Source organism: Neotabrizicola shimadae (assembly GCF_019623905.1).
Taxonomy (GTDB): domain Bacteria; phylum Pseudomonadota; class Alphaproteobacteria; order Rhodobacterales; family Rhodobacteraceae; genus Neotabrizicola; species Neotabrizicola shimadae.
Genome location: NZ_CP069370.1, coordinates 3,255,015 through 3,281,610, shown reverse-complemented (window position 1 = coordinate 3,281,610; position 26,596 = coordinate 3,255,015). Strand labels below are relative to the sequence as shown.

General features: G+C 67.2%; 25 protein-coding genes. 8 read left to right on the top strand and 17 right to left on the bottom strand.

Features of this window, described 5'->3' with window-relative positions; all coding sequences use genetic code 11:
• The first annotated feature begins 28 nt into the window (after positions 1-28).
• A complete protein-coding gene (locus tag JO391_RS15950) occupies positions 29-940 on the top strand; it encodes a LysR family transcriptional regulator (protein WP_220661431.1) in 912 nt (303 codons plus the stop codon).
• Between the two features lie 282 nt (positions 941-1,222).
• On the opposite strand, the gene JO391_RS15945 is transcribed toward JO391_RS15950, so the two are convergent.
• Positions 1,223-2,461 carry a winged helix-turn-helix domain-containing protein gene (locus tag JO391_RS15945; RefSeq protein ID WP_220661430.1) on the bottom strand — a complete coding sequence of 413 codons (1,239 nt, stop codon included), beginning with the start codon at positions 2,459-2,461 and terminating at the stop codon, positions 1,223-1,225.
• Positions 2,462-2,799: 338 nt separating this feature from the next.
• Here JO391_RS15945 and JO391_RS15940 point away from each other — a divergent pair, with 338 nt between their 5' ends.
• Both JO391_RS15940 and JO391_RS15935 read left to right on the top strand, forming a co-directional pair.
• A complete protein-coding gene (locus tag JO391_RS15940) occupies positions 2,800-3,033 on the top strand; it encodes a hypothetical protein (RefSeq protein ID WP_220661429.1) in 234 nt (77 codons plus the stop codon).
• A 179-nt stretch (positions 3,034-3,212) separates the two neighbouring features.
• On the top strand, positions 3,213-3,698 hold the full coding sequence (locus JO391_RS15935; protein ID WP_220661428.1) for an EF-hand domain-containing protein: 486 nt from the start codon (positions 3,213-3,215) through the stop codon (positions 3,696-3,698).
• On the opposite strand, the gene rlmN is transcribed toward JO391_RS15935, so the two are convergent.
• Positions 3,695-4,876 carry a dual-specificity RNA methyltransferase RlmN gene (gene rlmN / locus JO391_RS15930; RefSeq protein ID WP_220661427.1) on the bottom strand — a complete coding sequence of 394 codons (1,182 nt, stop codon included), beginning with the start codon at positions 4,874-4,876 and terminating at the stop codon, positions 3,695-3,697. The two genes, JO391_RS15935 and rlmN, sit on opposite strands and share 4 nt — an antisense overlap.
• Before the next feature lie 97 nt (positions 4,877-4,973).
• Positions 4,974-5,495 (bottom strand): invasion associated locus B family protein, encoded by a 522-nt coding sequence (locus JO391_RS15925; RefSeq protein ID WP_220661426.1) that lies wholly within the window; start codon positions 5,493-5,495, stop codon positions 4,974-4,976.
• 173 nt (positions 5,496-5,668) lie between these two features.
• On the opposite strand from JO391_RS15925, the gene JO391_RS15920 reads away from it, so the two are divergent.
• The gene (locus JO391_RS15920) at positions 5,669-6,661 is read left to right on the top strand and encodes an asparaginase (RefSeq protein ID WP_220661425.1); all 993 of its coding nucleotides are present in this window, start codon (positions 5,669-5,671) and stop codon (positions 6,659-6,661) included.
• 307 nt (positions 6,662-6,968) lie between these two features.
• Positions 6,969-7,322: a DUF2794 domain-containing protein gene (locus JO391_RS15915; RefSeq protein ID WP_220661424.1), complete on the top strand. Its 354-nt coding sequence runs from the start codon at positions 6,969-6,971 to the stop codon at positions 7,320-7,322.
• Positions 7,323-7,338: 16 nt separating this feature from the next.
• Here the strand turns inward: JO391_RS15915 and JO391_RS15910 are convergent, their stop codons facing one another.
• The 3 genes from JO391_RS15910 to JO391_RS15900 all read right to left on the bottom strand — a co-directional run bounded on the left by JO391_RS15910 (position 7,339) and on the right by JO391_RS15900 (position 11,888).
• Positions 7,339-8,172 carry a C40 family peptidase gene (locus JO391_RS15910; RefSeq protein WP_220661423.1) on the bottom strand — a complete coding sequence of 278 codons (834 nt, stop codon included), beginning with the start codon at positions 8,170-8,172 and terminating at the stop codon, positions 7,339-7,341.
• Positions 8,173-8,174: 2 nt separating this feature from the next.
• Positions 8,175-9,554, bottom strand: coding sequence for a leucyl aminopeptidase family protein (locus JO391_RS15905; protein ID WP_220661422.1), 1,380 nt, complete (start codon positions 9,552-9,554; stop codon positions 8,175-8,177).
• Between the two features lie 78 nt (positions 9,555-9,632).
• Positions 9,633-11,888, bottom strand: coding sequence for an NADP-dependent malic enzyme (locus JO391_RS15900; protein WP_220661421.1), 2,256 nt, complete (start codon positions 11,886-11,888; stop codon positions 9,633-9,635).
• Positions 11,889-12,112: 224 nt separating this feature from the next.
• On the opposite strand from JO391_RS15900, the gene JO391_RS15895 reads away from it, so the two are divergent.
• On the top strand, positions 12,113-14,611 hold the full coding sequence (locus tag JO391_RS15895; protein WP_220661420.1) for a GcvT family protein: 2,499 nt from the start codon (positions 12,113-12,115) through the stop codon (positions 14,609-14,611).
• Positions 14,612-14,753: 142 nt separating this feature from the next.
• Here the strand turns inward: JO391_RS15895 and JO391_RS15890 are convergent, their stop codons facing one another.
• Both JO391_RS15890 and dapE read right to left on the bottom strand, forming a co-directional pair.
• On the bottom strand, positions 14,754-15,173 hold the full coding sequence (locus JO391_RS15890; RefSeq protein ID WP_375155669.1) for a GNAT family N-acetyltransferase: 420 nt from the start codon (positions 15,171-15,173) through the stop codon (positions 14,754-14,756).
• Positions 15,170-16,321 (bottom strand): succinyl-diaminopimelate desuccinylase, encoded by a 1,152-nt coding sequence (dapE, locus tag JO391_RS15885; protein WP_220661419.1) that lies wholly within the window; start codon positions 16,319-16,321, stop codon positions 15,170-15,172. The genes JO391_RS15890 and dapE overlap by 4 nt, the downstream gene beginning before the upstream one ends.
• 278 nt (positions 16,322-16,599) lie before the next feature.
• Between dapE and JO391_RS15880 the strand changes: the two genes are divergently transcribed.
• Entirely contained in the window at positions 16,600-17,646 is a 1,047-nt protein-coding gene (locus JO391_RS15880; RefSeq protein WP_220661418.1) for a Hint domain-containing protein, read from the top strand.
• A 4-nt stretch (positions 17,647-17,650) separates the two neighbouring features.
• Here the strand turns inward: JO391_RS15880 and JO391_RS15875 are convergent, their stop codons facing one another.
• From JO391_RS15875 to JO391_RS15835, 9 genes are all read right to left on the bottom strand, one after another.
• A complete protein-coding gene (locus JO391_RS15875) occupies positions 17,651-18,133 on the bottom strand; it encodes an RNA pyrophosphohydrolase (protein ID WP_220661417.1) in 483 nt (160 codons plus the stop codon).
• A 40-nt stretch (positions 18,134-18,173) separates the two neighbouring features.
• On the bottom strand, positions 18,174-19,541 hold the full coding sequence (locus JO391_RS15870) for a S41 family peptidase (protein WP_220661416.1): 1,368 nt from the start codon (positions 19,539-19,541) through the stop codon (positions 18,174-18,176).
• Positions 19,542-20,672, bottom strand: a complete 1,131-nt coding sequence (locus JO391_RS15865; protein WP_220661415.1) for a murein hydrolase activator EnvC family protein — start codon at positions 20,670-20,672, stop codon at positions 19,542-19,544.
• On the bottom strand, positions 20,669-22,195 hold the full coding sequence (gene gpmI, locus JO391_RS15860; RefSeq protein ID WP_220661414.1) for a 2,3-bisphosphoglycerate-independent phosphoglycerate mutase: 1,527 nt from the start codon (positions 22,193-22,195) through the stop codon (positions 20,669-20,671). Before gpmI ends, JO391_RS15865 begins: the two co-directional genes overlap by 4 nt.
• Positions 22,196-22,299: 104 nt before the next feature.
• Entirely contained in the window at positions 22,300-22,770 is a 471-nt protein-coding gene (gene rlmH / locus JO391_RS15855) for a 23S rRNA (pseudouridine(1915)-N(3))-methyltransferase RlmH (protein ID WP_220661413.1), read from the bottom strand.
• Positions 22,770-23,120, bottom strand: a complete 351-nt coding sequence (gene rsfS / locus JO391_RS15850) for a ribosome silencing factor (protein WP_220661412.1) — start codon at positions 23,118-23,120, stop codon at positions 22,770-22,772. Before rsfS ends, rlmH begins: the two co-directional genes overlap by 1 nt.
• Before the next feature lie 246 nt (positions 23,121-23,366).
• Positions 23,367-23,954, bottom strand: a complete 588-nt coding sequence (locus JO391_RS15845) for an SOUL family heme-binding protein (RefSeq protein ID WP_220661411.1) — start codon at positions 23,952-23,954, stop codon at positions 23,367-23,369.
• 121 nt (positions 23,955-24,075) lie between these two features.
• Positions 24,076-24,540, bottom strand: a complete 465-nt coding sequence (locus JO391_RS15840; protein ID WP_220661410.1) for an SRPBCC family protein — start codon at positions 24,538-24,540, stop codon at positions 24,076-24,078.
• The gene (locus JO391_RS15835; RefSeq protein ID WP_220661409.1) at positions 24,537-24,917 is read right to left on the bottom strand and encodes an ArsR/SmtB family transcription factor; all 381 of its coding nucleotides are present in this window, start codon (positions 24,915-24,917) and stop codon (positions 24,537-24,539) included. The genes JO391_RS15840 and JO391_RS15835 overlap by 4 nt, the downstream gene beginning before the upstream one ends.
• Before the next feature lie 263 nt (positions 24,918-25,180).
• Between JO391_RS15835 and leuC the strand changes: the two genes are divergently transcribed.
• Entirely contained in the window at positions 25,181-26,596 is a 1,416-nt protein-coding gene (gene leuC / locus JO391_RS15830; protein WP_220661408.1) for a 3-isopropylmalate dehydratase large subunit, read from the top strand.

Sequence of the window (26,596 nt, the reverse complement as noted above, 5' to 3'; positions counted from 1 at the left end):
ATTGCCAAACGTTAGCTCTGATATCGGCATGACCAATATCACATCTCTTGACCTCAACCTGCTCAAGGCGCTGGATGCATTGATCGACACGCGTTCGGTCACCTTGGCCGCGGCACGCCTTGGCCTCAGCCAACCCGCCGTCAGCGGGATGCTCGCGCGCCTGCGCGATGTCTTTGGCGACCCGCTTTTTGTGCGCGCGCAGCGCGGCCTGCTGCCGACACCGCGTGCCATCGCCCTTGCAGAGCCCTTGCGGCAGACCCTGTCTCAGATCGAAGGACTGGTGCAGCCCGAGGCTTTTGACCCGGCCACGACGGAAGGCATGCTGCGCATCGCGGCCACCGACTATGCCCAAGCCGCCGTGATCCTTCCGCTGTTGCAGGTGCTGCGGCGCATCGCCCCCGGACTTCGCGTGGCCGTACGGCCGATCACCTCAGACTTTGCCGCCGATCTCGCCAGCGGCAGCCTCGATTTCGCCCTCGTCACTCCGGACATGGCGGCCGATACCCTGCGGTCGCGCAAGCTTTTCGAGGAAACCTATGTCTGCATCCTGCGTGACGGCCATCCCCAGGCCGACCGGCTCGACCTGGATGCGTTCTGCGCACTGGACCACGCGATCATGTCGCATGACGGCACGCAGTTCCGGGGCGCAACGGATCTGGCACTCGACCGCATCGGCCGGAGCCGCCGTGTCGTTGCGACCCTGCCGAGCTTCCTGGTCCTGCTCAGCCTGGTGCGCGGCTCCGACGCCATTGCCCTTGTCCCACGGCGCCTGACCAAGGCCATGGAGGGCATCGTGGTCCGACAACCACCCCTTCCCGTCATGGGCTTCACCAAGATCGCCGTCTGGCATGAACGGATGCAGCATGACCCTGCACATGCCTGGGTCCGCGAGCGGCTGGCCGAGATCGCTTCAGAACCCGGCGGGCAGGAGTTCCACTAAACAGATCGCTGCGTCGGCCGCCGCAAGCGGTTGCTACCCACGGAGGCAGGCCAGCGGCTACTTCGTGGGGCGTCGGTCAGAGGTCGCATTGTCGGCCAACCTCCAATTCCCAAATCCCGGTTGATCTGCCCCCATGACCCCCAGAGCAAGCGCAGGCTGGGTGAAACCCACCACGCACCTCCACCCCCGGCAGGGTGCCTGCTCGCACGCACCATCCGCACGAGACCCCACCCTCGGACAATTCTTAAGTCCAAGTTAATCCGCGCCGCCAACCCCTTGAAATCAAACACCCGGACCAGGCGTCCGAGCTCGGACGGTCTCGCGGAGCCAGTCCGGGGCCAGTTCCACCCGGTCGCAGCCGGCAAAGCGGGCCAGGCGGTCCAGCTCGGCCATCAGCCGGCCCTCGCGGCCCGCGCCCCAGCGGACCCCGGCCTCCGGCCAGAAGGCCCGCACCCGCAGGACCCCCGCCCCCCGGTCGGCCCTGGCATCCAGCCGCCCCACGATCCGGTCCCCCTCCAGCACCGGGAACACATAGTACCCCCAGACCCGCCTGGGCTCGGGCACATAGATTTCGATCCGGTAGAAGAACCCGAACAGCCTTTCGGCCCGGTTCCGGTCCCGCAGCATCGGGTCGAAGGGCGACAGCACCCGGATGCGGCCCGGCGGCTCGGCCACCGCCTCGGCCCGCGCCCGCCAGCCCGGCCAGGCGACCGACCGGCGCAGCGTCCCGTCGGCCCCCTCCACCTCCACCGGCTCCACCCGCCCCGATGCCAGCGCGCGGGCCACCCAGCCCTTCGCCGCCTCGGGTCCGATCAGCCCCCAATAGGCCGCCAGCTCGCCCGAGGTTGCGAAGCCCAGCCTGTCCAGCGCCGAGGCGCAGGCCCAGTCCAGCGTCTCCTCCTCCGAAGGCTCCGCCTCCCGGTGGTGCCCCGGCAACACCCTCTCGGTCAGGTCATAGACCTTGCGGAAATTCTCCCGCCGCGTGACCGACAGCTCCCCCACCCGCCACAGATATTCCAGCGCCGCCTTCGACGGGTGCCAGTCCCACCAGCCGGTTGACCCGCGGCTCTCGCCCTCGCCCACCTCGGCCGCCGACACCGGCCCATGCTCCGCCACCCGCGCCAGCACCTCGTCGAACTTCTCGTGGAACCCCGCCTGCTGCCAGCCCGTCCAGCGCTCGACCAGCCGCCCGCGGTCGCGGGCAAAGCGGTGCTTCCAGTGCCCGAACACCTCGGCCGGAAGGATCGAGGCGTCATGCGTCCAGTGCTCCCACAGCGTCCGGTCCCGCTCCAGCGCGCGGGCCAGATCCTCGGGCCGGTAGGTCGGCCGCCGCGACCACAGGATCATGTGATGCGCCCGCTCCACCGTGGCGATGCTGTCCACCTGGACAAAGCCGATCCGCCGGATCAGCTCCTGCAACGCCGCGCCTTTTGCAGGGCCCGCAGGCGGTTCGGCCAGCGCGTGGACCTCCAGGAACAGGCGGCGCGCCAGGGTATTGGGAAGGATGTTCGCTTCGGCCATGCCCAAGGGGTAAACGCTTCCCCGCCGGCGTCAATTCGAACCGTCGCGCCGGCTTTTCTTTCCGCTTCGGCTGAAACACCTCCACCCCGGCAGAGGCTGGGATCATGGCCGAAAACCATTGCCTCATGAGGGCCCGCAGCCTGCGGGTCCGACCGGGCGAGGTCCAAGCCCCGACACGTGCCGGACCCCTGCCAGAGGACCCTTGCACCACGTGACGTCCCTGACACCACCATCCTGCCCGGAGGGCCTTGCCGCGCACCGACTGCGCCCGCCGCTGATCGCCGGAACCCTGATGGCCGGCGTGGCGATGTGCGCCTCCCCCCGGGCCGGCCCAGTCGATGAAGGACACGCTGCCCTTCCCCGATGCCTTCGCCGTCCTGGTCCTCGCCTCGGTGTCGATCCTGCTCACCCCGGTGCTGTTCCGCGCAGTCGGCCGCCGCAGTGGCACCGAACCGGCGACTGCGCCGCCCTCGGACGGGACCACGCAGACAGAGGCCGCGCAAGGCGGGAACAGCCTGCGCCGAAGAGACACGCACCTGTCACGATTTCGACAAACTGTCTGGAAAGATTGAAGGTTCAATCAGTGAGTGTCGTCATGCCCAGACCAGTTCTTCTTGCCCCGCTTCTCTGCGCCCTCATGGCCCTTCCCCTTGCCGCACAGGAGGCGGCGTCAGACGCCGCGCCCAGGGACCCGGCCGCGCTTGTTGCGGACTACGCAGTCATCGTCAGCAAAGCCGGAACCGACAGGCAGATGCGTTCGCACATCAGCATGATGCGCGAACGCGCCGTCACCCCGGAAGGCAGGCAGGATCTGGAGGACTCCTACCTCGTGGGGCTTCAATCCATGGGCCTGCCGCCGACCTTCCCGATCAGCTATGGCCGGGCGGTCGATTTCAGCGCAGCAGAGCAGCGGTCGCGCTTTGTGGCGACGATCCTGTCGGCCGACCTGGATGGCGACTGGCAAGTCACCATGGCCGAAGTGCAGACAATGCTGCGCGCCAACCGCGGAGAGAACGGCGCGGCCGCTGCCTTCCTGCGTTCGGATCTGGACACCGACGGAATTGTCACCTTCGAGGAAATCAAGGTGCAGGCCATGGCAACCCCGTCTTCTCAGGACGGCCTGCCGCAACGCCAGTGGAAGTCCCTGTCGATCTTCGACTTCGACGATGACGGCGTCGTGACGCGGGAAGAGTTCGACCGCGGCCTGGATGCCGTGGCCGCCAGCCCGCGCGACTAGAGCCCGGCTTCGGCGGCGATCTCGGCCCGGCTTTTCCGCGCCCGTTCGGTGGCCGACTTCAGCTGCCCGCAGGCGGCCATGATGTCCTCTCCGCGCGGGGTGCGGATCGGGCTGGCATAGCCGGCCTTGTACACGATGTCGGCGAAGGTTTCGATCCGCTCCCAGTCCGAACGCTCATAGGGCGCGCCGGGCCATTCGTTGAACGGGATCAGGTTGATCTTCGCCGGGATGCCGGAAATCAGTTTCACCAGCCGCCGCGCATCGGCGTCGCTGTCGTTCACGCCTTTCAGCATGACGTATTCAAAGGTGATCCGCTCGCTGTTCGACAGCTTGGGGTATTCGCGCAGCGTGTTCAGCAGCGTCTCGATGTTCCAGCGCTTGTTGATCGGCACCAGCTTGTCGCGCACCTCGTCGGTGGTGGCATGGAAGGAAATCGCCAGTTGGCAACCGATCTCGGTGGCGCAGCGGGCGATTTCCGGCACCACGCCCGAGGTCGAAAGCGTGATGCGGCGGCGGCTCAGCGTCAGGCCCTCGCCGTCCATCACCACCTTCATCGCGTCGCGCACGTTGTCGAAGTTGTACAAGGGCTCGCCCATGCCCATCAGCACCACGTTCGACACAAGCCGGGTCTCGTCCTTGGGTTCGCCGGGCTTCGGCCATTCGCCCAGATCGTCGCGCGCCAGCATGACCTGGCCCACGATTTCCGCCGCGGTGAGGTTGCGCACCAGCTTCTGCGTGCCGGTGTGGCAGAAGGTGCAGGTCAGCGTGCAGCCCACCTGGGACGAGATGCAGAGCGTCCCCCGGTTCTCTTCGGGGATATAGACCGTCTCCACCTCGTGCCCGCCGGCGATGCGCACCAGATACTTGCGCGTGCCGTCGGCGCTGATCTGGCGGCTGACGATCTGCGGCACCTCGACCACGAACTTTTCGGCCAGAAGCGCGCGGTAGTCCTTGGCCAGGTTGGTCATCTGCGCAAAGTCGCGCACACCCCAGTGATAGATCCATTGCCAGATCTGGCCCACCCGCATCTTGGCCTGCCGCTCCGGCGTGCCCGCCGCGATCAGTGCGTCGCGCAGCTGGTCGCGCGTCAGCCCGACAAGGTTGACCGGCCCGCCCTCGGGCAGCTTGCGGGCGATCGTGACGACATCCTGCGTGATGGGCGCGGTGGGGGTGGTCATGGTGTCCTCTGGCGTCAAGACGCCGGATATAGGCGATTCTCGGGAAAAACAAAACGCCCCGGCAGGGCCGGGGCGCGGAAACTCCCGTGCCGGTCGCTTACTTGCAGCGTTTCTCGGCTTCGGTCATGGCGGCGGTAAAGCCGCGCAGGCTGAAGGTGTCCTTGGTCTGGGTGCCTTTTCCGGACCGGGCGCTGATCACGGCGGTTGCACCCTTCTTCAGCGCGGCCAGCAGCGCGGCATCGTCCTGCGCCGCGCCGGGCCAGGCCCATTCGCCATCGGTGAACAGATCAAAGCTGCTGCCGTCCACCTCGACCTTCACGGTCGAGCCCGGGGCAAAGGGATAGCCGCCGGTGAAGGAAATCTCGCCAGCCTTGCCGGGCCGGAAGGTCACGAACAGAAGGATGTCGCCGCGGCGCACCTGCACCGGCTGGCCATCGCGCGTGTTCACCGTTTCTTTCGGCTTGGACACGCCCCAGCATTCCTTGGGGCTTTCCTCGGTGAAGACGCTCCAGTCCGTCATCGTGGCCACGACGTTGGTGGATTCCTGGGCCTGCACACCCGTTGCAAGCACCGCCACCACAGCGGCGCCGGACAGCGCGCGCACCATATGGGAAATCATCTCTGTCACAGCCTCCAGCCGCCTCTGCCTGGCCCTCTGCCACGGGCCGCTTGTCGTGCGGCCTTTTCATATGGCGGAAGGCACATCAACCCGATAACCCTCAGTATCGCAGAACGCGCGCTGCATGAAAGCCCTCTGGGCAGAAATTCGCGCAGGTGTGAAGGAACTTGCCGATGGGTCAACCTGTCTCGATGGTCGAACAGTGGCGCGGCGGCCGGCTGGAATGCCGCCATGTGGGCCATGCCGTGATCGTGGATGCCAAGGGCGGCATCGTGGAAAGCTGGGGCGATCCGGGCGCGGTGATCTATCCGCGCTCGTCCTGCAAGATGCTGCAGGCCCTGCCGATGGTCGAAAGCGGCATCGCGGATCACGCGGGGCTCACCACCGAACAACTCGCCCTGTCCTGCGCCAGCCACCGCGGCGCCGAAATCCACACCGCCCGCGTCGGCCGCTGGCTGGCCGACCTGGGCCTCGGCGAATCCGCCCTGCGCTGCGGCAGCCACTGGCCTGGCGACATCCCCGAACGTGACCGGCTCATCATCGCGGGCGAGACGCCCTGCCAGATCCACAACAACTGCTCGGGCAAGCACGCGGGCTTCCTGACTTTCACGAAACACCTGCGCGCCGGCCCCGAATACGTGGACGCCGACCACCCGATCCAGCGCGCCATCCGCCAGGCCTTCGAGGAGGTCACGGGCGAGGAAAGCCCCGGCTATGGCATCGACGGCTGCTCGGCCCCGAACTTCGCAACCTCGGTTCTTGGCCTTGGCCGCGCCATGGCGCGCTATGCCGGGGCCGAGGGTGGCGATGCCCGCTCCGACGCCATGGTCCGCCTGCGCGAGGCGATGATGAAGCACCCCGAACTGGTGGCCGGCGAGGGCGAGGCCGATACCGAACTGATGCGCGCCGCCGCCGGCAAGGCCGCCATCAAGGGCGGCGCCGATGGCGTCCACATCGCCATCCTGCCGGAACATGGCCTCGGCATCGCGCTGAAGATCATGGACGGCAGCGACAAGGCGCGCGAGGCCGCCATCGCCTCGCTTCTCGTGCGGCTTGGCGTCATCGAGGCCGGCCATCCCGCGGTGATCCGCCGGCTCCAGCCGGAAATGCGCAACTGGCGTGGCCTTGTCACCGGCGGGCTGCGCATCTCGCCCGAGTTCCAGTAACGGAAAACGGCCCCCGGGATCGCCTCCGGGGACCGCCTTATGTTGCATTGCCCCCGGCTTCTCACCGAGGGCCCACTTGGCCTGCAACCGAAAGGAACCGCCCGTCGACCGGAGCTGGGTGGGGGCTTTCGTCCCCGACCGCCGGGCGGCCCTTCACTGGCTACATGTCCTTTCATGCCGACGGATCGCGGCGTTAGATGGGCAGGATTCAGGCGCGGCGGCGGTCTTTGCGCGACGTGGTCGGGACATGTCCACAGCCCCGATCCGCAACGCTTGATTTGACGCGCCCACCGGGTAATCTGGACAGATGACGGTCCAGTCGCCGACCCCCTTCCCGCTGTCCCCGCACCTGGATGATCAGGTCAGCTTCGACCGCCGCGAGCTTGCGCTGATCCTGTCGGTCTATGGCCGGATGGTGGCGCTTGGCGAATGGCGCGACTATGGCCTGTCCTGCCTGCGCGACCGTGCGATCTTCTCGATCTTCCGCCGCACGGCGGAAACGCCGCTGTATCGCGTTGAAAAGCACCCCCGCTTGCGGCTGCGCCAAGGCATGTATGCCGTGGTCGGCATGGATGGCCAGGTGCTGCGCCGTGGCCATGACCTCGGTGCCGTGCTCAAGGTACTGGAACGCAAGCTCATCCGTCCCGTCGGGCCGGACTGACGTGCCGGACTGACGCTCAGGGCCGCCGCCGCCCGATCACATCGCCTTCGCCCTGCGCCGCGATGCGCGCGATGCAGGCCGCCGTGTCCTCGTAAGCCACCGACATCGTGGCCCCGTTGGCATGGATCAGCCGGTCCGCGCTGACCGCCACGGCAACATGCCCCTTCCAGAAGATCAGGTCGCCCCGCCGCAGCGGCTCGTCTGCCGCCAGCGCCCGGCCCACCGCCATCTGCTGGTCGGCATCGCCAGGGCAGGCCAGCCCGCAGGCCAGCAGCGCGGCCTGCGCCAGGCCCGAACAGTCGATCCCCGCGCTGGAATTGCCGCCCCACAGATAGGGCGTGCCCAGGAACATCTCGGCCACGCCGGCCACATCGGCGGGCCGGTCGTCCAGCGCCGCCAGATGACAGGCCGGAACAAACCCGTGCGGCGTCCGCGCGAACCGGCCCATCTTGCCAAGCCCGGTTTCCAGAACCGCCACCCGCGCCCCAAGCGTCAAGGCAGCGATCTCGGGCGCCTGCACCACCGCGTCGGAATACAGGTGCGAGGCCCGCGCCCGCACCCAATGTGTGGGCTCCGCCCCGCCGGTTTCCAGCGCGCCCGCGTCCAGCCAGCCGCAATAGCCGTCCTTCGCCGCCATCACATGGGCAAAGCCGCCCTCGCGGTCGATCACCGTCACCGCATCGCCAAGCAACAACTGGCGGTCCCGCGCCCCGCCGGGCCGCGTCAGCAGGTTCACCAGGGGCCGCGCCACCAGCGCCGGCTCGCCCTCGGTGAACGCCTCCGCCTCGATCCGGCCCTTCAGCGAGACATGAGCCACCCGGCCCGAAAACGGCGTGTCGCGGCGGTCCATCCTCAAACTCCCATCAGGGCGGGCAGCGCCGACAGAACCGCCCGCGCCCCCTGGCCCGTGCCGCCCTTCGTGCGCCCCGGCAACTCGGCGGGGGCATGGGCATAGATGTCGAAATGCAGATAGCGCGGGCAGGACACGAAGCGCCGAAGGAACAGCGCCGCCGTCACCGATCCGGCGAAAGAGCCCGGCGGGCAGTTGTCCAGATCGGCGATGCCCGGCTCGATCATGGTCTCGTAGGCGTCCCAGAACGGCAAGCGCCAGACCGGGTCGAACCCCGCCTTCGCGCCCGCTTCCAGTGCCGCCGCCACCGCATCTTCGGTCGCGTAATAGGGCGCAAGGTCCGGCCCCACCGCCACCCGCGCCGATCCGGTCAGCGTCGCCATGGAAACCAGCAGGTCCGGCGCCTCTTCGTCCGCCCAGGCCAGAGCATCGCCCAGGATCAGCCGCCCCTCGGCATCGGTGTCGTTCACCTCCACCGTCAGGCCCTTGCGGCTGGTCAGGATATCGCGCGGCCGCAGCGCCCGGCCCGAGATGGCGTTTTCCACCATCGGAACGATCACGCGCAAACGCACCGGCAGCGCCAGCGTCATGATCATCTTCGCAAGGCCCAGAACCGTGGCCGCGCCGCCCATGTCCTTCTTCATCAGGTGCATGCCCGAGGTCGGCTTGATGTTCAGCCCGCCGGTGTCAAAGCACACGCCCTTGCCCACCAGCGTCAACTTCGGCCCCGTCCCCCAGGTCATCGAAAGGATGCGGGGCGCGCGGTCCGACGCGCGGCCCACGGCATGAACCATCGGAAAGCCCGCCTCCAGCGCCTCGCCCTTCACCGCCTCGACCTCGGCGCCGAACCGCGCCGCCAGCGCGCGGAACGCGGCTTCCAACTCGTCCGGCCCCATGTCGGCCGACGGCGTGTTCACCAGATCGCGGGTCAGGAACTCGCCCGCCGCCATCGCCTCCAGCCGCGCCGCATCCACGCCCTCCGGCGCCACCAGCCGGGGCTGCGGTTTCTCGGCCTTGCCGGGGCGATAGCGGTCAAAGCGATAGCCCGCCATCAGCCAGCCAAGCGCCGCCTCGCTCCGCTCTTCGGGCGTCATATCGCCCGTCAGCCGCCAGTCGCCTTGCGGCAGCGACGCCACGGCCTTCGCAAGCCCGAACCGCAACCGCCGCCGCGCCTGCGCGCTGCCCAGGCCCACGACCGCCGCCTCCACGCCGTCCGCGCCGGGCAGAAGCCGCGTCTCGCCGTATCCCGCCTCGAACCCGGTCGCCTTCAGCCAGCCCGCCCAATGCGGCGGGGCAGCGGCAAGCCAGTCGTCCAGCCTGTCGGGGGCAATGACATGCAGGTTGCGGGCATCGGGGCTGTCGGGGGCGAAGGCGGGTGTCATCAGCAAGGGCTCCGGTCGTGTCGGGGTCACCCTAGTGCGGGCCGGCAGGGGAGGGAAGGCGCCCCCACCGGCCACGGGTCAGCCGACGCGGCAGGCCGCCATCACTGCCATGTTCAGGATGTCGTTCACGGTAGAGTTCACCGAACAGATCTGGATCGGCTTCGTCACCCCGGTCAGGATCGGGCCAATCACCGTGGCCCCCGCCATCTCCTGCATCAGCTTCACCGAGATGGATGCCGAATGGCGCGCCGGCACCACAAGGATGTTGGCCGGGCCGGTCAGGCGGCAGAACGGATATTGCGCCATGATCTCGGGGTTCAGCGCCACATCCACCGTCATCTCGCCTTCATACTCGAAATCCACGCGGCGCCCGTCCAGCACGCGCGGCGCGTCGTGCATCTTCGTCGCCCGCTCGCTGACCGGATATCCGAAGGTCGAGAAGCTGACGAAAGCCACCCGCGGCTCCAGCCCCAGGTTGCGCGCCACGCGGGCGGCGGCCGTGGCGATGTTCGCCAGATCCTCGGGTTCCGGCCATTCCTGCACCAGCGTATCGGCGATCAGCACGATCCGCCCCTTGTGCAACAGCGCCGTCACCCCCACCGCCCCATCCGCCGCCGAGGCATCGAAGACGTGGTTGATCAGGCTCAGCACATAGGCCGACTTGCGCGTCGCCCCCGTCACCAGCCCGTCGCCATGTCCGTGCGCCAGCATCAGCGCCGAAAACACATGCCGGTCCCGCGCCGCAAGGCGGTGGATGTCCTGCCGGTCATGCCCCTTGCGCTGCAACCGGCTGTAGAGAAAGTCCTTGTAGGCATCCAGATGCCGCGTATTGGCCGCGTTCACGATCTCCAGCTCGCGCATGGCATCGGCCAGGCCCACCGATTCCAGCTTCTCGCGCACATCCTGGTCGCGCCCGACCACCAGCGCCTTGCCCAGTCCCGCGCGCTGATAGGCCACCGCCGCACGCAGCACGCGCGGATCATCGCCTTCCGCAAAGATCATCCGCGCCTGCGCCTGCCGCGCCCGCGCATGGATGCCCTGCAGGATGCTCGCCGTCGGGTCCATCCGCGCCTTCAGGCTCTGCTCATAGGCCTTCAGGTCGATGATCGGCCGCCGCGCCACCCCGGTGTCCATCCCCGCCTTGGCCACCGCCGGCGGGATGACATGGATCAGCCGCGGGTCAAACGGCGTGGGGATGATGTAATCCCGCCCGAAGGCCAGCTTCCGGCCATAGGCCATCGCCACCTCGTCCGGCACATCCTCGCGCGCCAGCTTCGCCAGCGCCTGCGCGCAGGCCGCCTTCATCTCGTCGTTGATCGCCCGGGCATGAATGTCCAGCGCGCCCCGGAACAGATAGGGGAACCCCAGCACGTTGTTCACCTGGTTGGGGTAATCCGACCGCCCCGTCGCCACGATGGCATCGGGCCGCACCGCATGGGCCTCTTCCGGCGTGATCTCCGGGTCCGGGTTCGCCATGGCGAAGATCACCGGGTTCTCCGCCATGCGCGCCACCATCTCGGGCGTCACCGCCCCCTTGGCCGAAACGCCCAGGAACACATCCGCCCCCACCATCGCCTCTTCCAGCGTGCGCGCCTCGGTCTTCACCGCATGGGCCGATTTCCACTGGTTCATGCCCTCGGTGCGGCCCTGCCAGATCACCCCCTTGGTGTCGCACATGATGCAGTTGTCATGCCGCGCGCCCATGCTCTTCAACAGCTCCAGGCAGGCGATCCCCGCCGCACCCGCGCCGTTCAGCACGATCTTCACGTCCTGAATTTTCTTGCCCGTCAGCTCCAGCGCGTTGATCAGCCCGGCCGCGCAGATCACCGCCGTGCCGTGCTGGTCGTCGTGGAACACCGGGATGTCGCAGATCTCCTTCAGCCGGCTCTCGATGATGAAGCATTCCGGCGCCTTGATGTCCTCGAGGTTAATGCCGCCAAAGGTTGGCGACATCAGCTTCACCGCCTGGATGATCTCGTCCGGGTCCTCGGTCGCCAACTCGATGTCGATGGCGTTCACATCGGCAAAGCGCTTGAACAGCACCGCCTTGCCCTCCATCACCGGCTTCGAGGCGAGCGCGCCAAGGTTGCCAAGCCCCAGGATCGCCGTGCCGTTCGACACCACCGCCACGGTGTTGCCCTTGACGGTATAGTCATAGGCCGTCTCGGGCCGGTCGGCGATCGCCTGCACCGGCACGGCCACGCCGGGCGAATAGGCCAGCGAAAGGTCGCGCTGAGTCGCCATCGGCTTCGACGGCACGATGTCGTATTTGCCGGGGCGGGGGTCCAGGTGATAGGCAAGCGCCTCTTCGGGCGTGATCTTGGGGCGAGACATCCGGGGGCCATCCAGAAAAAGGTGTCCGATGTGCATAGCGCCCGAAGGCCGGGCTGCATAGCGCCCTGCACGGCTCCTGCCGCTCCGCCCCCGCGCCCGCATGTCGCGCCCGCATGTCGCAGTTGGGCCATCCTGTCGTTTTCCGCCCCAACACGTCGCCTTCCTTGCCCGAAGCCGCGCGCTTCGGGCACATATTTCTGCAAAACCATGCCGGGAGTCTGCCGATGAAAACCCATGTCAAAGCCCTTGTCGTCGGCGGCGGCGCCGTTGGCACCGGGATCGCCTATCACCTGGCCAAGGCGGGCTGGGATACGATGCTGGTCGAACGCGACGAGCTGACCTCGGGCTCCACCTGGCACGCTGCCGGGCTCCTGCCGCTCTTCAACATGAGCTACGCGACCACCCACATCCACAAGTACTCGGTCGATTTCTACAAGGGGCTGGAGGCTGAAACCGGCCTGAACCCCGGCTTCTATGTCGTGGGCAACCTGCGCATGGCGCAGCGCCAGGAACGGATGGACGAATACATGCTGTATTCGTCGGTGGCCGAAACCGCCGGGGTGTACCACGAATTCCTGACACCGAAGGAAATCAAGGACCGCTGGCCGCTGGTGCGCACCGAAGACCTGATCGGCGCGCTCTATCACCCGCAGGACGGCTACATCAATCCGGCCGATGTCACGCAGGCCATGGCCAAGGGCGCGCGGCAACTCGGCGCCACCATCGAACGCCGCATCCAGGTGGACGGCTACTTCTGGACCGGCGACGAATGGATCGTCACCTGCCGGCGGATGGAGGAAAAGGGCGGGATGCTTCTGCCCTCGGAAGACAGCTTCACCATCCATGCCGAACATGTCGTCACCGCCACTGGCAACCATGCGCAGCGCACCGCGAAACTGCTGGGCATCAAGATCCCGGCGATCCCGGTCGAACACCAGTATATCGTGACAGAGCCCGATCCGGCCCTGGTGGAATGGCGCAAGACCAACCCGCAGCACCCCGTTCTGCGCGATGCCGATGCCAAGTGGTATGTCCGCGAGGAACGCGGCGGCTGGATTCTCGGCCCCTATGAAGTGGGCGCCCCGGCGCGGTTCGAATATGCCGTGCCCGACAGCTTCCGCGCCGACCTCTTCCCGCTGGATCTGGAGCGGATCGAAGGGGAATACATGTCCTTCATCCACCGGATTCCCTCGTCCGAAACCGTGGGTCTGAAGGACGATTACAACGGCCCGATCTGCTATACCCCCGACGGCAACCCGCTGGTCGGCCCGGCGCCGGGCCTGCGCAACATGTGGCTGGCGGAAGGCTTCTCCTTCGGCATCACCGCCGCGGGCGGCACCGGCTACTACCTCGCGCAGATGATGGTGAACGGCGAGGCCGAGATCGACATGGCCAGCCTTGACCCCAAGCGGTTCGGCGGCTGGATGACCACCGAATACGCGGCCCGCAAGAACGAGGAATGCTACAACCACGTCTTCATCCTGCACCACCCGGACGAGGAACGCGAAGCCTGCCGCCCCCTGCGCACCGCGCCCGCCTATGACCGGCAGAAAGAGATGGGCGCGCAGTTCGGCCAGGTGAACGGCTGGGAACGCCCCAACTACTATGGTCCGAAGGACGCGCCGTCGAACTTCGACCATGACAGCCGGTCCTTCCGCCGTGGCGCCTGGTGGCCCCATGCCGTGGAAGAGGCCAAGGCGATCCGCGAAACCGCTGGCATCATCGACGCCTCGGCCTTCACGAAGCATCTGGTGCGCGGCCCCGGCGCGACCGCTTTCCTCGACTGGCTGACCTGCAACAAGCTGCCGAATGTCGGCCGCATCAACCTGACCTATGCGCTGACCGATGCCGGCACGGTGCGGACGGAATACACCATCGTGCGGCTCAAGGAGAACGAGTACTACCTCATCTCCGCCGGGGCATGGACGGCCTACGATGCCGACTGGCTGATGAAATCCGCACAGGATTTCATGGCAATGGATGGCGGGCACATCGACGTCCATGACATCACCACGCAATGGGGTGTCTATGCGCTGGCCGGCCCGAACAGCCGCGCCATCCTGGCCGAGATCGTGAAGGATGCCGATCCTGCCACCGTTCTTGGCAACAAGCGCTTCCCCTGGCTGTCGTACCGCGATATTGAACTGGGCATGTGCCCGGTCCGCGCCGTTCGCGTGGCCTATACCGGCGAACTGGGCTGGGAACTGCACTATCCCATCGAGTTTGGCCGCTATCTCTGGGACCTGATCTGGTCGGTGGGTGAAAAGCACGGGCTCAAGGGCGTGGGCGCGCGCGCCCAGAACTGGCTACGTCAGGAAAAGTCCTACCGCGCCTTCGGCAACGAGTTGGGCCGCGACGCAACGCCCCTGGAAGCCGCGCTCGACCGCTTTGTCGACATGGGCAAGGAATTCCGTGGCAAGCAGGCGGTGATCGACACCGGCGTGCGCGCCAAGTGCTGCACGCTCCTGATCGACGGCCCGTCGGATACCGACCCCTGGGGCAAGGAGGCGCTCCTGCTCGATGGCCAGAAGGTCGGCCGCCTGACCTCGGGCGGCTACTCGGTGGCTTTCGGCAAGCAGATCGGCATGGGCTATGTCCGCCCCGATCTGGCCGAGCCGGGCACGAAGCTGAAGGTCAAGATCCAGCTCAAGGAATGGGATGCGGTGGTGACGGAGGACAGCCCCTTCGACCCGAAGAACGCCCGCATCCGCGTGGACGGCTGACAGGTCTTGCGCGGGCGGGGTTCGCCCCCGCCCGCGCGGCTCTGCCCGGGCCGCCTCGGACAAATCTTAAGTCCAAGTTAATGCGGCTTCGCAACCCATTGATATTGTTGAAGTGAGCAAAGCGTCCGAGCTCGGACGCCCCTCACAGCCCCAGCTTCATGTCCCGGTGCGGGATGCCCGCATCCTCATAGACCGGCCCGAAGGCCGTGAAGCCCAGCCCCTCGTAGAACCCCACCGCATGGGTCTGCGCCCCCAGCTTGGCCACCTTCAGCCCCCGCTCCCTCAGCCGCTCCACCGCGGCCCGGATCAGGGCCGCCCCGATGCCGCGGCCCCGCGCCCCGGCCAGGACGGCGACCCGCCCGATCTTGCCCGTCTCCCCATCGACCAGCATCCGAGCCGTGCCCACCGGCGCCCCGTCCAGCAGGGCCAGCAGATGCTCGGCCTCCCCGTCGCGCCCGTCCACCTCGTCGGCCAGGCTCACCCCCTGCTCCTCGATGAACACCACCCGCCGGATCGCCAGGCAGGCCTCAAGGTCGCCGGTCAGCCCGATCTCCAGCCTCACGCGAAATAGTCCCGCAGGATGCGGCCATAGATCGCCTTCAGCCGGCGGATCTGCTCCACTTCCACCCGCTCGTCCACGGCATGCATGGTCTTGCCCACCAGCCCGAACTCCACCACCGGGCAATGATCCTTCACGAACCGCGCATCCGAGGTCCCGCCCGAGGTGGACAGCTGCGGCGTGACCCCCGTCTCCACCGTTACAGCCCTGGCCACCATCTCCGACAACTCCCCCGGCGGCGTTACGAAGCTCTCGCCCGAGACCTGCACCGCCATCGCGATCTTCACCCCGGTTTCCGCCTCCACCCGATCCGCCTCGGCCCGCAGCCGCGCCGTCAGGCTCTCGCCCGAATGAAGGTCGTTGAACCGGATGTTCACCGTGCCCCTGGCTTCCGCCGGGATCACATTGGTCGCCGGATTGCCGCAGTCGACGGTCGTGATCTGCAGGGTCGAGGCGTCGAAGTGGTCCGTCCCTTCATCCAACGGCTCGGCCGTCAGCCGGTGCATCAGGCTTACCAGCGCATGCAGCGGGTTCTTCGCCCGGTGAGGATAGGCCGAATGGCCCTGCACCCCGGTCACTGTGAACCACGCGGTCATCGAGCCCCTGCGCCCGATCTTCATCATGTCGCCCAGGGTCTCGGGGCATGTCGGCTCGCCCACCAGGCAATGCGTCATCCGCTCGCCATTGGCGGCCATCCAGTCCAGAAGCGCGACCGTCCCATCGGTCGCGTCTCCCTCTTCATCCCCCGTGATCGCCAGCACCACCGCTCCATCCGGCGGTGTCTGGCGGACAAAGTCCACCGCCGCCGCCACGAAGGCCGCCACGCCGGATTTCATGTCGGTGGCGCCGCGGCCATACATCCAGCCGTCCACCACCTCTGCACCGAAGGGATCGCGGGTCCATTTCGCACGGTCGCCCACCGGCACCACGTCGGTGTGGCCATTGAAGCCGAAGGCGCGGTTCGCGCCCTTCTTGCCCCATCGGGCATAGAGGTTCGAGGTCACCCCCCGGTCGACCCGAGTGCAGTCGAAGCCGGCATCGGCAAGCACCTGTTCCAGCAAGACCAAAGCACCCGCTTCCTCGGGCGTGACCGAAGGACAGCGGATCAGGTCTGCGGTCAGGGCGACGGGATCGACGGGGGCGTGGGACATGATGGCTCTCCTCGGGCGGTCGGTGCAGGGATAGCCCGTGTGGTGACCATCGGCAACCGAGGGGACTGTGGCCTTGCGGCCACCACGCTGCGCCTGCGCCACAACAGCGGTACAGTCGTACATGACTTCACCGCGATCGCCGCATACCTTCCGGGCAACGATAATGTCCCGAGGCAGGACCGGGCAGGGCCAGCGCGCCCCCCACGAGTGACGAGTAAGGCGGCCTCCGGTCTTTGGAGTGGCGCGGGCTTGCCGGCGGACGGGCGGCAGGAGATGAGATGACGCCATCCGGCGGCATGACAGGACAAGGCGCATCGGCGGGCAGGCCGGGCGACTGGATCATGCTGTCCGGCATGGGGCGCCCCACGGCTTCGCCTGTGGAGGTGATGGAGCATGGGACGCTTGTCGTGGAGGTGGCGCTGCCGTTGACGCGATCGGCGCTGATCCTCGACCATCGGAGCCTCGCGGGATGGCCGCGCGCGCTTTCCCTGATGCTGGAGCCGGCGGGACTGGTTGTGACCCATTTGCAGGGCCGCAGCCTGATGCGCCACATCCTTCCAGGGCCGCTGCCAGGCGGCGAGGGGATTGGTCGCGTCAGCTTTGCCTGGGACGCGCCGCTTCGTCTGTGGACGCTGCGCTACGAGATCGCGGGGCGGCCCGAGATGGCATTGGCGGCGAGCGGTGCCGAGGTCATGCCGCCTCTGTTGGCCGACCTTCTGGACCTGTGTGCCGGACAGGCCCCGGCGCGCCATCACGCCGCTGTCCTGTGGACAGGGCTTTCCGGCGGGGTCGGGGTACCCGAAGCGCGGCCCTGGATCGGATTGCGCTGCCCGGTGGAAACGCCGGTCGGACCGGTGGCGGCGGGCCTCTTGCGGCCGGGCGACACGGTCGTGACGGCGGACACCGGCCTGCGCGAGGTGCGGGCGGTGCGCCGGGTCGTGGTGCCGGCGCGGGGCAGTCTGGCGCCGGTGCTTCTGCGGGCGCCCTATTTCGGGTTGATGTCAGACCTGCAGGTGGGCGCTGACCAGCATGTGCTGTGCGAGGATGTGGCGGTCGAATACCTGTTCGGCGAGGATCGCGTCCTGGTGCGGGCCGGCGACCTTGCGGATGGCCTGCGCGCGCTGCCGGACCGGCGGCGCGCTATCGCGCAGGGGGTCGAGATCGACCTGGGTGCCGAGGCGCTGGTGATGTGCGACGGGGTGGCGCTGAGTTCTGCTGCCGCAGCGCGTGACCGGTGGGGCCGCGCGATCCGTCGGCTGGACCGGCACGAGGCGCAGGCGCTTGCGGGGCTGCGCCGGACGCGGGGACGAAACCTGGCGGCTTGAGCCGTCAGGCCAGCCAGGGGCGAAAGGCGGCGACCACCCGGTCGTAGAGCGCGCGCTTGAAAGGCACGATCGAGGCCAGCATCTCGTCAGCCGCGATCCATTTCCAGGACGAGAACTCGGGATGTTCGGTGGCGATCTTCACGTCGCTGTCGGCGCCGGTGAAGCGGTAGAGGAACCACTTCTGCCGCTGGCCGCGGAATTTGCCGCCCCAGACCTTTCCCAGAAGTTCGGGCGGGAGGTCGTAGGTCACCCAGCCCTTGGTTTTTTCGAGGAATTCGACCTTGTCCTTGGTGACGCCGGTCTCCTCGACCAGTTCACGAAGGGCGGCCTTGCGGGGCTTTTCGCCTTCGTCGATTCCGCCTTGTGGCATCTGCCAGGCGGGCGAGGGGCTGTCGATGCGCTGGCCGGCAAAGATCAGCCCGGCCGGATTGATGAGCACGATCCCCACGCCGGGGCGGTAGGGCAGGGCTTGGGGATCGGGTGTCATCCTTCTTCGGGGCGGCAGTGCGGCCGCCCCGCTCCTTCGGTTATTGTTCTGCGGGCTCGGCTTCGGCGTCTTTCGGGGCGACCGCGTTCAGGCCGCGCAGGATGTCCACCGCATAGGCAAGCTGGTAATCCTCGTCGCGCAGCTTGGCGGCTTCTTCGACGCGGGCGCGCTCTTCTTCGAGCTGCTTCCTTTCGTCTTCGGTCATCGAGTCGTTGGACAGGACGCCGCGCAGGCTGGCCTCGGTCCGGGCGTTGTCATCCTTTTCGGCTGCCGCCGCCTCGGTGCCTTCGCCTTCCTTCGGTTCCGGTTGGTTCACCACGATGTCGGGCATCACGCCAAGCGCCTGGATGGAACGGCCCGAGGGCGTGTAGTAGCGCGCGGTCGTCAGGCGCATGGCGCCGTCGCCGCGCAGCGGGATGACAGTCTGGACCGAGCCCTTGCCGAAGCTCTTGGTGCCGACGACGATGGCGCGGTGGTGGTCCTGCAGGGCGCCGGTCACGATTTCCGAGGCCGAGGCGGAGCCGCCGTTGATCAGCACGACGACGGGCTTGCCCTGGGCGAGGTCGCCTTCGGTCGCGTTGAAGCGTTCGCTGTCCTGTGGGTTGCGGCCGCGGGTCGAGACGATTTCGCCTTGGTCGAGGAAGGCATCAGAAACCTTGATCGCCTGGGTGAGCAGGCCGCCGGGGTTGTTGCGCAGGTCGATGACAAAGCCGTCGACCTTGTCGATGCCGCCCGCGGCTTCGACCTGCTTCTTCATCTCTTCCTCCAGGCCAGGATAGGTCTGGTCGTTGAAGGTGGAGACGCGCAGCACCACGGTGTTGCCCACGACACGGCCCTTGACCGCGGTGAGCTTGATCGTGTCGCGGATGATCGAGACATCGAAAGGGTCAGTCACGCCTTCGCGGACGATTGTGACGATGATTTCGCTGCCAACGGGGCCGCGCATCATGTCTACCGCCTGGTCGAGCGTCAGGCCCATCACGCTTTCGCCGTTGACCTGGGTGATGAAGTCGCCGGACTTGATGCCGGCCTTGTCGGCGGGCGTGCCGTCCATGGGCGAGACGACCTTGATGAAGCCCTCTTCCTGCGTGACCTCGATGCCGAGGCCGCCGAATTCGCCCTTGGTCTGGACCTGCATGTCCTCGAAATCATTGGCGGCGATATAGCTGGAATGGGGGTCCAGCGAGGTGAGCATCCCGTTGATCGCGGCTTCGACCAGCTTCTGGCTTTCGACCGGTTCGACATACTGTGCGCGGATGCGTTCGAAGATGTCGCCGAAAAGGTCGAGTTGTTCGTAGACGGTGGTCGATTTCCCGGCCTCTTGCGCCAGTAGCGGACCGGCGACCTGCGTCGTCAGAAGCACCCCGGCCAGCGTGCCGCCGATGGCGGCCATCAGGGTCTTGTTCATTCAGTTCATGTCCTTCGTTGCGGCGAACCACGCCATCGGGTCGACCGGATCGGCACCCTGCCTCAATTCCAAGTAAAGCGTCTCCGTGTCGCGGGCGCCACCGTCCTGAGCGGCTTCGACGAGGAATTCCTGCACCCCCGGATCGCCTCCGCCCATCAGGCCGACCGGCGCCCCGGCGGCGATGACCTCTCCCACCTCGCCATAAAGCGTCTGCATCCCGGCGAGAACCAGAAGATAGCCATCTCCGGGTTCAAGGATCATCACATTTCCGTAGTTCAGGAGCGGGCCGACATAGCGGATCGTGGCGGGCCAGGGCGTGGTGACCAGGGCGCGGGGGCCGGTGGCGAGCGTGAGGCCGGGGCGGCGGACACCGGCGGCATCGGCCTCGCCGGGGCGGCGCAGGATCGAGCCAAGTGCGGGCAGGGGCAGGCTTCCCTTCGCCTCGGCGAAGCCCGGCGCCTCGCCCGGCTCAGGCGATGGGGCGAGGCCAGCGGCAAAGGCATCGAGCGTATCGGCGCTGTCGAGGAGCTGCTGCAGCGCCTCGGGGTCTTCGGTAAGGCGTTTGGGCAGGTCGGTGCGGTCGGCGATGGCCTGGCTGAGTTCGGTGCGTGCTGTCTGGGCAGCGGCCAGGCCGGCGGCCAGGGTTTCGGCCGAGGCCATTTCCAGTTGCCGCAATTCGGCCAGTTCGGTCAGCTGGGACTTCAGCTTTTCGGACTGGGTCTGAAGCGAGGGCGTGACATCGGCGATGAGCATCCCAGACCGGGCCATGCCAAGCGGGCCATCGGGATGCAGGAGGAGCAGCGGCTCGGGCGTGGCTTCCAGCGTGGAGAGGGTGCCCAGAAGCTGGGCCACCTGGTCGCGCTGCGCCTCGAACTGGAGCTTCAGCGTGGCCTCGCGCAGTTCCGCTTCGCGCAGGGCGGTGCGCAGGGTGGCAAGGCCGTTCTCATAGGCCCGGATCGTGGCCGTCAGCGCCGCCACCCGGTCGCGCGAGCCCGAGGCGGCATCCAGCGCATTGATTGCCTCTTGCAACTGGGCCGAAGCGGCGGCCGCCTGTTCGGCGACCGTTTGCGCCTGTGCCGGAATGGCGAGGGCTGCAAGCAGGGCCAGAAGGGGCAGGCGGCCGGGTGTCATGCAAAGCGGATCAGGCTGTGCCCCGTCATCTCGGGCGGTTGAGGCAACTGCATCAGGTCGAGGAGCGTGGGGGCAAGATCGGCAAGACGCCCGCCGGCCAGCGTGGCGCCAGCCGGGCCGCCAACAAGGATCACCGGCACCGGGTTGGTGGTGTGGGCCGTGTGTGGCCCGCCCGTGTCGGGATCAACCATCACCTCGCAGTTGCCGTGATCGGCGCAGATGATCATGGCGCCGCCTGCCCTTTCCAGCGCGGTCACGGCGCGGGCAAGCTGCTGGTCCACCGCCTCGACCGCCTTGATCGCGGCAGGCAGACTGCCGGTGTGGCCCACCATGTCGGGGTTGGCAAAGTTGACGACGATCAGGTCATAGCCCTTTTCGATGGCCGCCACGAAATGGTCGCCGACTTCGGGCGCGCTCATTTCCGGCTGGAGATCGTAGGTGGCTACCTTGGGCGACTTTGGCATGGCGCGGTCTTCGCCGGGGAAGGGCTCTTCCCGGCCGCCGTTCAGGAAGAAGGTGACATGGGGATATTTCTCGGTCTCGGCCAGCCGGAACTGGGTGAGGCCCTGCTTTGCCACCCATTCGCCGATGGTGTTCACGATTTCCTGCTTTGGGAACACAGTGGTCATGTAGGCGTTGTGGGACGTGGAGTAATCTACCATGCCCAGCATGGCGGCAAGCTTCGGGCGGGTGCCGGTGTCGAATTCGGCAAAGCCGGGTTCACCAATGGCGCGCAGGATCTCGCGCGCACGGTCGGCGCGGAAGTTGATGAAGAACAGGCCGTCGCCATCCTTCATGCCGCTGTAGTCGCCGATCACTGTGGCGGGCAGGAATTCGTCGGTCTTGCCGGCGGCATAGGCGTTGGCGATGGCTTCCGCAGCGCTGGCGGCCTGTGCCTGACCTTCGCCGTGCACCATGGCCCCATAGGCCTGGGCGACACGCTCCCACCGGTTGTCGCGGTCCATGGCGTAGTAGCGTCCGATGACGGTGACGATCCGCGCGGCTTTCGGCAGGGCCAACTCCAGCGCGGCAACCTGGTCGGCGGCCGATTGGGGTGGCACGTCGCGGCCGTCGGTTATGGCGTGCAGGACGACGGGCACGCCTTCGGCGGCGATCACGCGGGCAGCTTCGGCGATGTGGGTCTGGTGGGCGTGGACACCGCCGGGCGAGGCGAGGCCCGCCAGATGCGCTGTGCCGCCAGATTCCTGTAGCCTTGCGATGAAAGCGCGGAGTGCCGGGTTGGTGGCGAAGCTGCCATCCTCGATGGCCAGGTCGATCTGGCCAAGGTCCATGGCCACAACGCGGCCCGCGCCGATATTGGTGTGACCGACCTCGGAATTGCCCATCTGGCCTTTGGGCAGGCCAACGTCATTGCCGAAGGTGACGAGGGTGGCGTGGGGGCAGGTAGACCAGAGGCGGTTGAAGGTGGGAACATTGCCCTGGGCCGGAGCGCTGGTCGCGGGGTCAGGGCCGATCCCCCAGCCATCGAGGATGCACAGAACCACCGGCTTCGGAATGCTCATCGAACCACCCTTTCGCGAGTCTTGCCCGTGCATAGCCGCTCGGTTCGGCAGGGGCAACGCCAGCTGCCCCCGGCGCCGGAGTTTTCGAGAACCCGGCCCGGACCTTATGCCCGGTGATAGGGAGCCCCTGCCAGAATCGAGGCAGCGCGGTACAGTTGCTCGGTCAGCATCACGCGCACCAGCATGTGCGGCCAGACCATGCGGCCGAAGCTCAGGGCCGCGTCGGCCCGGTCGCGGAAGGCGGACGCAAGTCCGTCGGCGCCACCGATGACAAAGGCTACATCCTGCCGCCCGCCATCGCGCCATCGCGCCAGCTGATCGGCGAATTCGGGGGATGTCATGACCTTGCCGCGTTCGTCCAGCACGCAGACCAGCGCTCCGGCGGGAACGGCCCGTTCCAGGAGCGCAGCCTCGGCGGTCATGCCGCCGCCCTTGCGATCCTCGACTTCATGTTCGGAAAGAGGGCCAAGGCCCAAGAGCCGGCCGGTGCGGTCGAACCTTGACCGATAATCCTCAACCAGTGCGCGTTCGGGGCCGTCGCGCAGACGGCCCACCGCGCAGAGATGCACCCGCATCAGGAGCCCGTGGTCGCCTTTGCCCGCGCGGCCTGCGCACCGGCCGGGAGCCACATCTTTTCAAGCTGGTAGAACTCGCGCACTTCCGGGCGGAAGACATGAACGATCACGTCGCCGGTGTCGATCAGGACCCAGTCGCCGGTTTCCTTGCCTTCCATCTTGGCCGAGATGCGGAATTCCTGCTTCAGCCGGTCGGCCAGCTTTTCCGAGATCGCCGCCACCTGGCGCGAGGACCGGCCCGAGCAGATGACCATGTAGTCGGCCATGTCCGAACGGCCACGCAGGTCGATCTGCACGACGTTTTCGGCCTTGTCGTCATCGAGGGAAGAGAGCACCCGCTCCAGCACCATTTCCGATGTGTAGCCTTCCGCAGTGGAAGTGCCGGGGCGTTCGGCCCGGGGTCCGACCGGAAGCCCGGTCGAAGGGTCAGAATGTGACAGGACCAGGGTCCTCCATGCAGCGTGCCGATCAGCCCCGGCACCGGGCCATTGGGACGATGCTAGCACCCGAAGAGGGCTGAAACAACGCCAAGGGCGCGCGGCTATCACCAAATGCGCGATGCTGCAAGCCGTGCAGGCCCGGTCGACGGTCGCCGGTCACTGCACCGGGAGCGCGACCTCGTTCCGGCGGCTCCACGGCATACGCCAGGGGGGGTCATAGAACATGTACTCGGGCGGCCCGGCGACCGTCAGCCCCGCCGTTCTTGCGTCCGCCTTCAAGGACGCGAGTGCCGTTTCCAGTGCGCTCTGCGTGGGTACGCCGGAAAACGTGGTGACGAGCATTTGCCGAGCGTCGGTCTGGAGGAACCTGACCCTCGGGTCGTCGGGGCGCGGCAGAGTCGCAAGGGTGGAACCTGCGGGCAGAGTGAACCGCACCGTCCATTCCCCGCCGGTTATGTCGCCCTGCGGCACCTGTGCCACGGGCGTGGTCATCGCGATCTTTTCCTGCGCGGCGTTGCCGCCGAAGATATAGCCCGCCAGCACGCGAAAGCCTGCGTTGGCCGCGCCTGACCGGCTGCCTTGAACGGTGACCTCGGCCACTACGGTTGGGCCATACTCGCGCAATTCAGATCCGCCGACCTTGCGCTCAACCTTGTAGTCAGGTGTTTCGGTTCCACGGTACATCTCTGCCTCCGCCGGCGCAGCCAACGCCAAAGCGAGCGCCGCAATCAGGACCTTTGGCATGGCTTTCCCCTTGGCCAAGCAGTTTGGCCTGAGCGGTATCTGGGGGGCGATGCGGGGCGCGAAAAGGGGCGGACACGTCAAGCCTTCGCGATCTTTGGTTGCTGCGACGGCGAGCCGCGGGTCAGGTGGCACTGGCATAGGCGGCCAAAAGGCCGGGCCAGCCGCCGGGGCTGGCGAAGACGCCGGACATTTCGGCCGCGCGGGCGCCATAGGCTTCGAGGCCGCGATGTTCCAGCATCACGCGGGTGCCGGTGCCTTCGGCGGTGAAGGTGACCTCGACTTCGGTTTCCAGCGTCGGATCGTGTTTCCAGTCGGCGCCGATCTGCCAGACCAGCACCAGTCGCAATGGCGGCTCCCACAGGGCGACGCGGCCCCAGGGGCAGGCGGTGCCATCTTCGCCAACCTCGTGCCAGGAGCCGCCGGCCCACGGCTCCATGACAACGCCGGCCAGGGGCGAGGTGCCGATGGAATGGCTCTTCGGCCACCACCGGCCCATGCCTTCGGTGAAGGTGCGGAAGGCGCTTTCGGGCGGCGCCGCGACGTAGAGCGCGTGGCTGACCGGGGCGGGGCGGATTGTCAGGGTCATGGGTCTTGCCTTTTCTCGGGCGGAGGGACGGGACAGGCCGGTGGCTGTACGGGACCCCGTGAGGCGGCCTGGGAGGCGTCATCTTCGGCGGCCTGCCGGAAGGCATCGAGGTTTGTTTCCCAGAATCGCGAAAGCCACGCGCGCAGTGGGCCGAAGCCGGCAGGGTCGATCTGGTAGATGCGCCGCGCGCCCTGCACCTTTGCGGTCACGAGACCATCTTCGCGCAGCCGCGCGAGTTGCTGAGATACGGCTGGCTGGCTGATGGGCAGCAGCGCCACGAGATCGCTCACCGAGGCGGGCCCGGTGCGCAGCCGGTCGAGGATCGCGGCGCGGGTCGGATCGGCAAGCGTGGCGAGGAGGCGAATGGCATTCGGCATTGATTATATAAGTCATGACATATGCGAGTCGTCAAGTCTTGCGTGTCATCGGCAAATCCCGTTGCCGATGAGGGCGAATCCGCCTATATCGACGACCCATGATCCGGTTCTTCGACATCGACGACCACGCTCGCCTGCCGCAGCGGTTCAGCCGTGAGAACCGGTCGGTTCTCGCGCGACTTTCCTGATCCGACGATCAACCGCATGACCCGCGCCCCGTATGGGCCGCGCCCATTTTCAGCCATTCCCATCGGAGAAGAGCCATGACCGCTCCGCGTACGCTGTATGACAAGATCTGGGACGATCATGTCGTCCACCAGTCCGAAGACGGCACCTGCCTGTTGTACATCGACCGTCACCTTGTTCACGAAGTGACCTCTCCCCAGGCCTTTGAAGGCCTGCGCATGACGGGCCGCAAGGTCCGTTCCCCCGAGCGCACCATCGCCGTGCCCGACCACAACGTGCCCACCACGGCGGGCCGCGACACCCATATCGACAATGAGGAAAGCCGGATTCAGGTCGACGCGCTGGACAAGAATGCGCGCGACTTCGGGATCAACTACTATCCGGTATCCGACATTCGCCAGGGCATCGTGCACATCGTCGGCCCCGAGCAGGGCTGGACGCTGCCCGGCATGACGGTGGTTTGCGGCGATAGCCACACCGCCACGCACGGCGCTTTCGGCGCGCTGGCGCATGGCATCGGCACGTCGGAGGTGGAGCATGTGCTGGCCACCCAGACGCTGATCCAGAAGAAGTCCAAGAACATGAAGGTGGAGATCACCGGCCACCTGCGGCCCGGTGTCACTGCCAAGGACATCACGCTTTCGGTGATTGGTGCGACCGGCACCGCGGGCGGCACCGGCCATGTCATCGAATACTGCGGTTCGGCGATCCGAGACCTGTCGATGGAAGGCCGCATGACTGTGTGCAACATGGCGATCGAGGGCGGTGCGCGCGCCGGGCTGATCGCCCCGGACGAGAAGACCTTCGAATATGTGAAGGGCCGTCCCCATGCGCCAAAGGGTGCGAAGTGGGAAGCGGCTTTGGCCTACTGGAAGACGCTGTTCACCGACGAAGGCGCCCATTTCGACAAGGTCGTGACGATCCGTGGCGAGGACATCGCACCGGTGGTGACCTGGGGCACCTCGCCCGAGGATGTGCTGCCGATTACCGGTGTTGTACCTGCGCCCGAGGATTTCACCGGAGGCAAGGTCGAGGCGGCGAAGCGGTCGCTGGACTACATGGGCCTGACGCCCGGCATGAAGCTGACCGATATCGCGATCGACACGGTGTTCATCGGGTCCTGCACCAATGGGCGCATCGAGGATCTCCGGGCTGCCGCCGCGATCCTCAAGGGCAAGAAGATCAAGGTGAAGCGCGCCATGGTCGTACCCGGATCGGGTCTTGTACGCGCGCAGGCCGAGGAAGAGGGCCTGGCGCAGATCTTCATCGACGCGGGCTTCGAATGGCGGCTTGCGGGCTGTTCCATGTGCTTGGCGATGAACCCCGACCAACTGGCGCCGGGCGAGCGCTGCGCCGCCACGTCGAACCGCAATTTCGAGGGGCGCCAGGGCTACAAGGGCCGCACGCACCTGCTTTCCCCCGCCATGGCTGCGGCGGCGGCGGTGACCGGGCACCTGACCGACGTGCGAGAACTGATGGGCGAGACGGTCTGA

Excerpts from the sequence above, each read along its gene's own strand:
- JO391_RS15950 (WP_220661431.1), top strand. The coding sequence starts at position 29 with ATGACCAATATCACATCTCTTGACCTCAACCTGCTCAAGGCGCTGGAT.
- JO391_RS15945 (WP_220661430.1), bottom strand. The coding sequence starts at position 2,461 with ATGGCCGAAGCGAACATCCTTCCCAATACCCTGGCGCGCCGCCTGTTC.
- JO391_RS15940 (WP_220661429.1), top strand. The coding sequence starts at position 2,800 with ATGAAGGACACGCTGCCCTTCCCCGATGCCTTCGCCGTCCTGGTCCTC.
- JO391_RS15935 (WP_220661428.1), top strand. The coding sequence starts at position 3,213 with ATGCGTTCGCACATCAGCATGATGCGCGAACGCGCCGTCACCCCGGAA.
- rlmN (WP_220661427.1), bottom strand. The coding sequence starts at position 4,876 with ATGACCACCCCCACCGCGCCCATCACGCAGGATGTCGTCACGATCGCC.
- JO391_RS15925 (WP_220661426.1), bottom strand. The coding sequence starts at position 5,495 with ATGATTTCCCATATGGTGCGCGCGCTGTCCGGCGCCGCTGTGGTGGCG.
- JO391_RS15920 (WP_220661425.1), top strand. The coding sequence starts at position 5,669 with ATGGGTCAACCTGTCTCGATGGTCGAACAGTGGCGCGGCGGCCGGCTG.
- JO391_RS15915 (WP_220661424.1), top strand. The coding sequence starts at position 6,969 with ATGACGGTCCAGTCGCCGACCCCCTTCCCGCTGTCCCCGCACCTGGAT.
- JO391_RS15910 (WP_220661423.1), bottom strand. The coding sequence starts at position 8,172 with ATGGACCGCCGCGACACGCCGTTTTCGGGCCGGGTGGCTCATGTCTCG.
- JO391_RS15905 (WP_220661422.1), bottom strand. The coding sequence starts at position 9,554 with ATGACACCCGCCTTCGCCCCCGACAGCCCCGATGCCCGCAACCTGCAT.
- JO391_RS15900 (WP_220661421.1), bottom strand. The coding sequence starts at position 11,888 with ATGTCTCGCCCCAAGATCACGCCCGAAGAGGCGCTTGCCTATCACCTG.
- JO391_RS15895 (WP_220661420.1), top strand. The coding sequence starts at position 12,113 with ATGAAAACCCATGTCAAAGCCCTTGTCGTCGGCGGCGGCGCCGTTGGC.
- dapE (WP_220661419.1), bottom strand. The coding sequence starts at position 16,321 with ATGTCCCACGCCCCCGTCGATCCCGTCGCCCTGACCGCAGACCTGATC.
- JO391_RS15880 (WP_220661418.1), top strand. The coding sequence starts at position 16,600 with ATGACGCCATCCGGCGGCATGACAGGACAAGGCGCATCGGCGGGCAGG.
- JO391_RS15875 (WP_220661417.1), bottom strand. The coding sequence starts at position 18,133 with ATGACACCCGATCCCCAAGCCCTGCCCTACCGCCCCGGCGTGGGGATC.
- JO391_RS15870 (WP_220661416.1), bottom strand. The coding sequence starts at position 19,541 with ATGAACAAGACCCTGATGGCCGCCATCGGCGGCACGCTGGCCGGGGTG.
- JO391_RS15865 (WP_220661415.1), bottom strand. The coding sequence starts at position 20,672 with ATGACACCCGGCCGCCTGCCCCTTCTGGCCCTGCTTGCAGCCCTCGCC.
- gpmI (WP_220661414.1), bottom strand. The coding sequence starts at position 22,195 with ATGAGCATTCCGAAGCCGGTGGTTCTGTGCATCCTCGATGGCTGGGGG.
- rlmH (WP_220661413.1), bottom strand. The coding sequence starts at position 22,770 with ATGCGGGTGCATCTCTGCGCGGTGGGCCGTCTGCGCGACGGCCCCGAA.
- rsfS (WP_220661412.1), bottom strand. The coding sequence starts at position 23,120 with ATGGTGCTGGAGCGGGTGCTCTCTTCCCTCGATGACGACAAGGCCGAA.
- JO391_RS15845 (WP_220661411.1), bottom strand. The coding sequence starts at position 23,954 with ATGCCAAAGGTCCTGATTGCGGCGCTCGCTTTGGCGTTGGCTGCGCCG.
- JO391_RS15840 (WP_220661410.1), bottom strand. The coding sequence starts at position 24,540 with ATGACCCTGACAATCCGCCCCGCCCCGGTCAGCCACGCGCTCTACGTC.
- JO391_RS15835 (WP_220661409.1), bottom strand. The coding sequence starts at position 24,917 with ATGCCGAATGCCATTCGCCTCCTCGCCACGCTTGCCGATCCGACCCGC.
- leuC (WP_220661408.1), top strand. The coding sequence starts at position 25,181 with ATGACCGCTCCGCGTACGCTGTATGACAAGATCTGGGACGATCATGTC.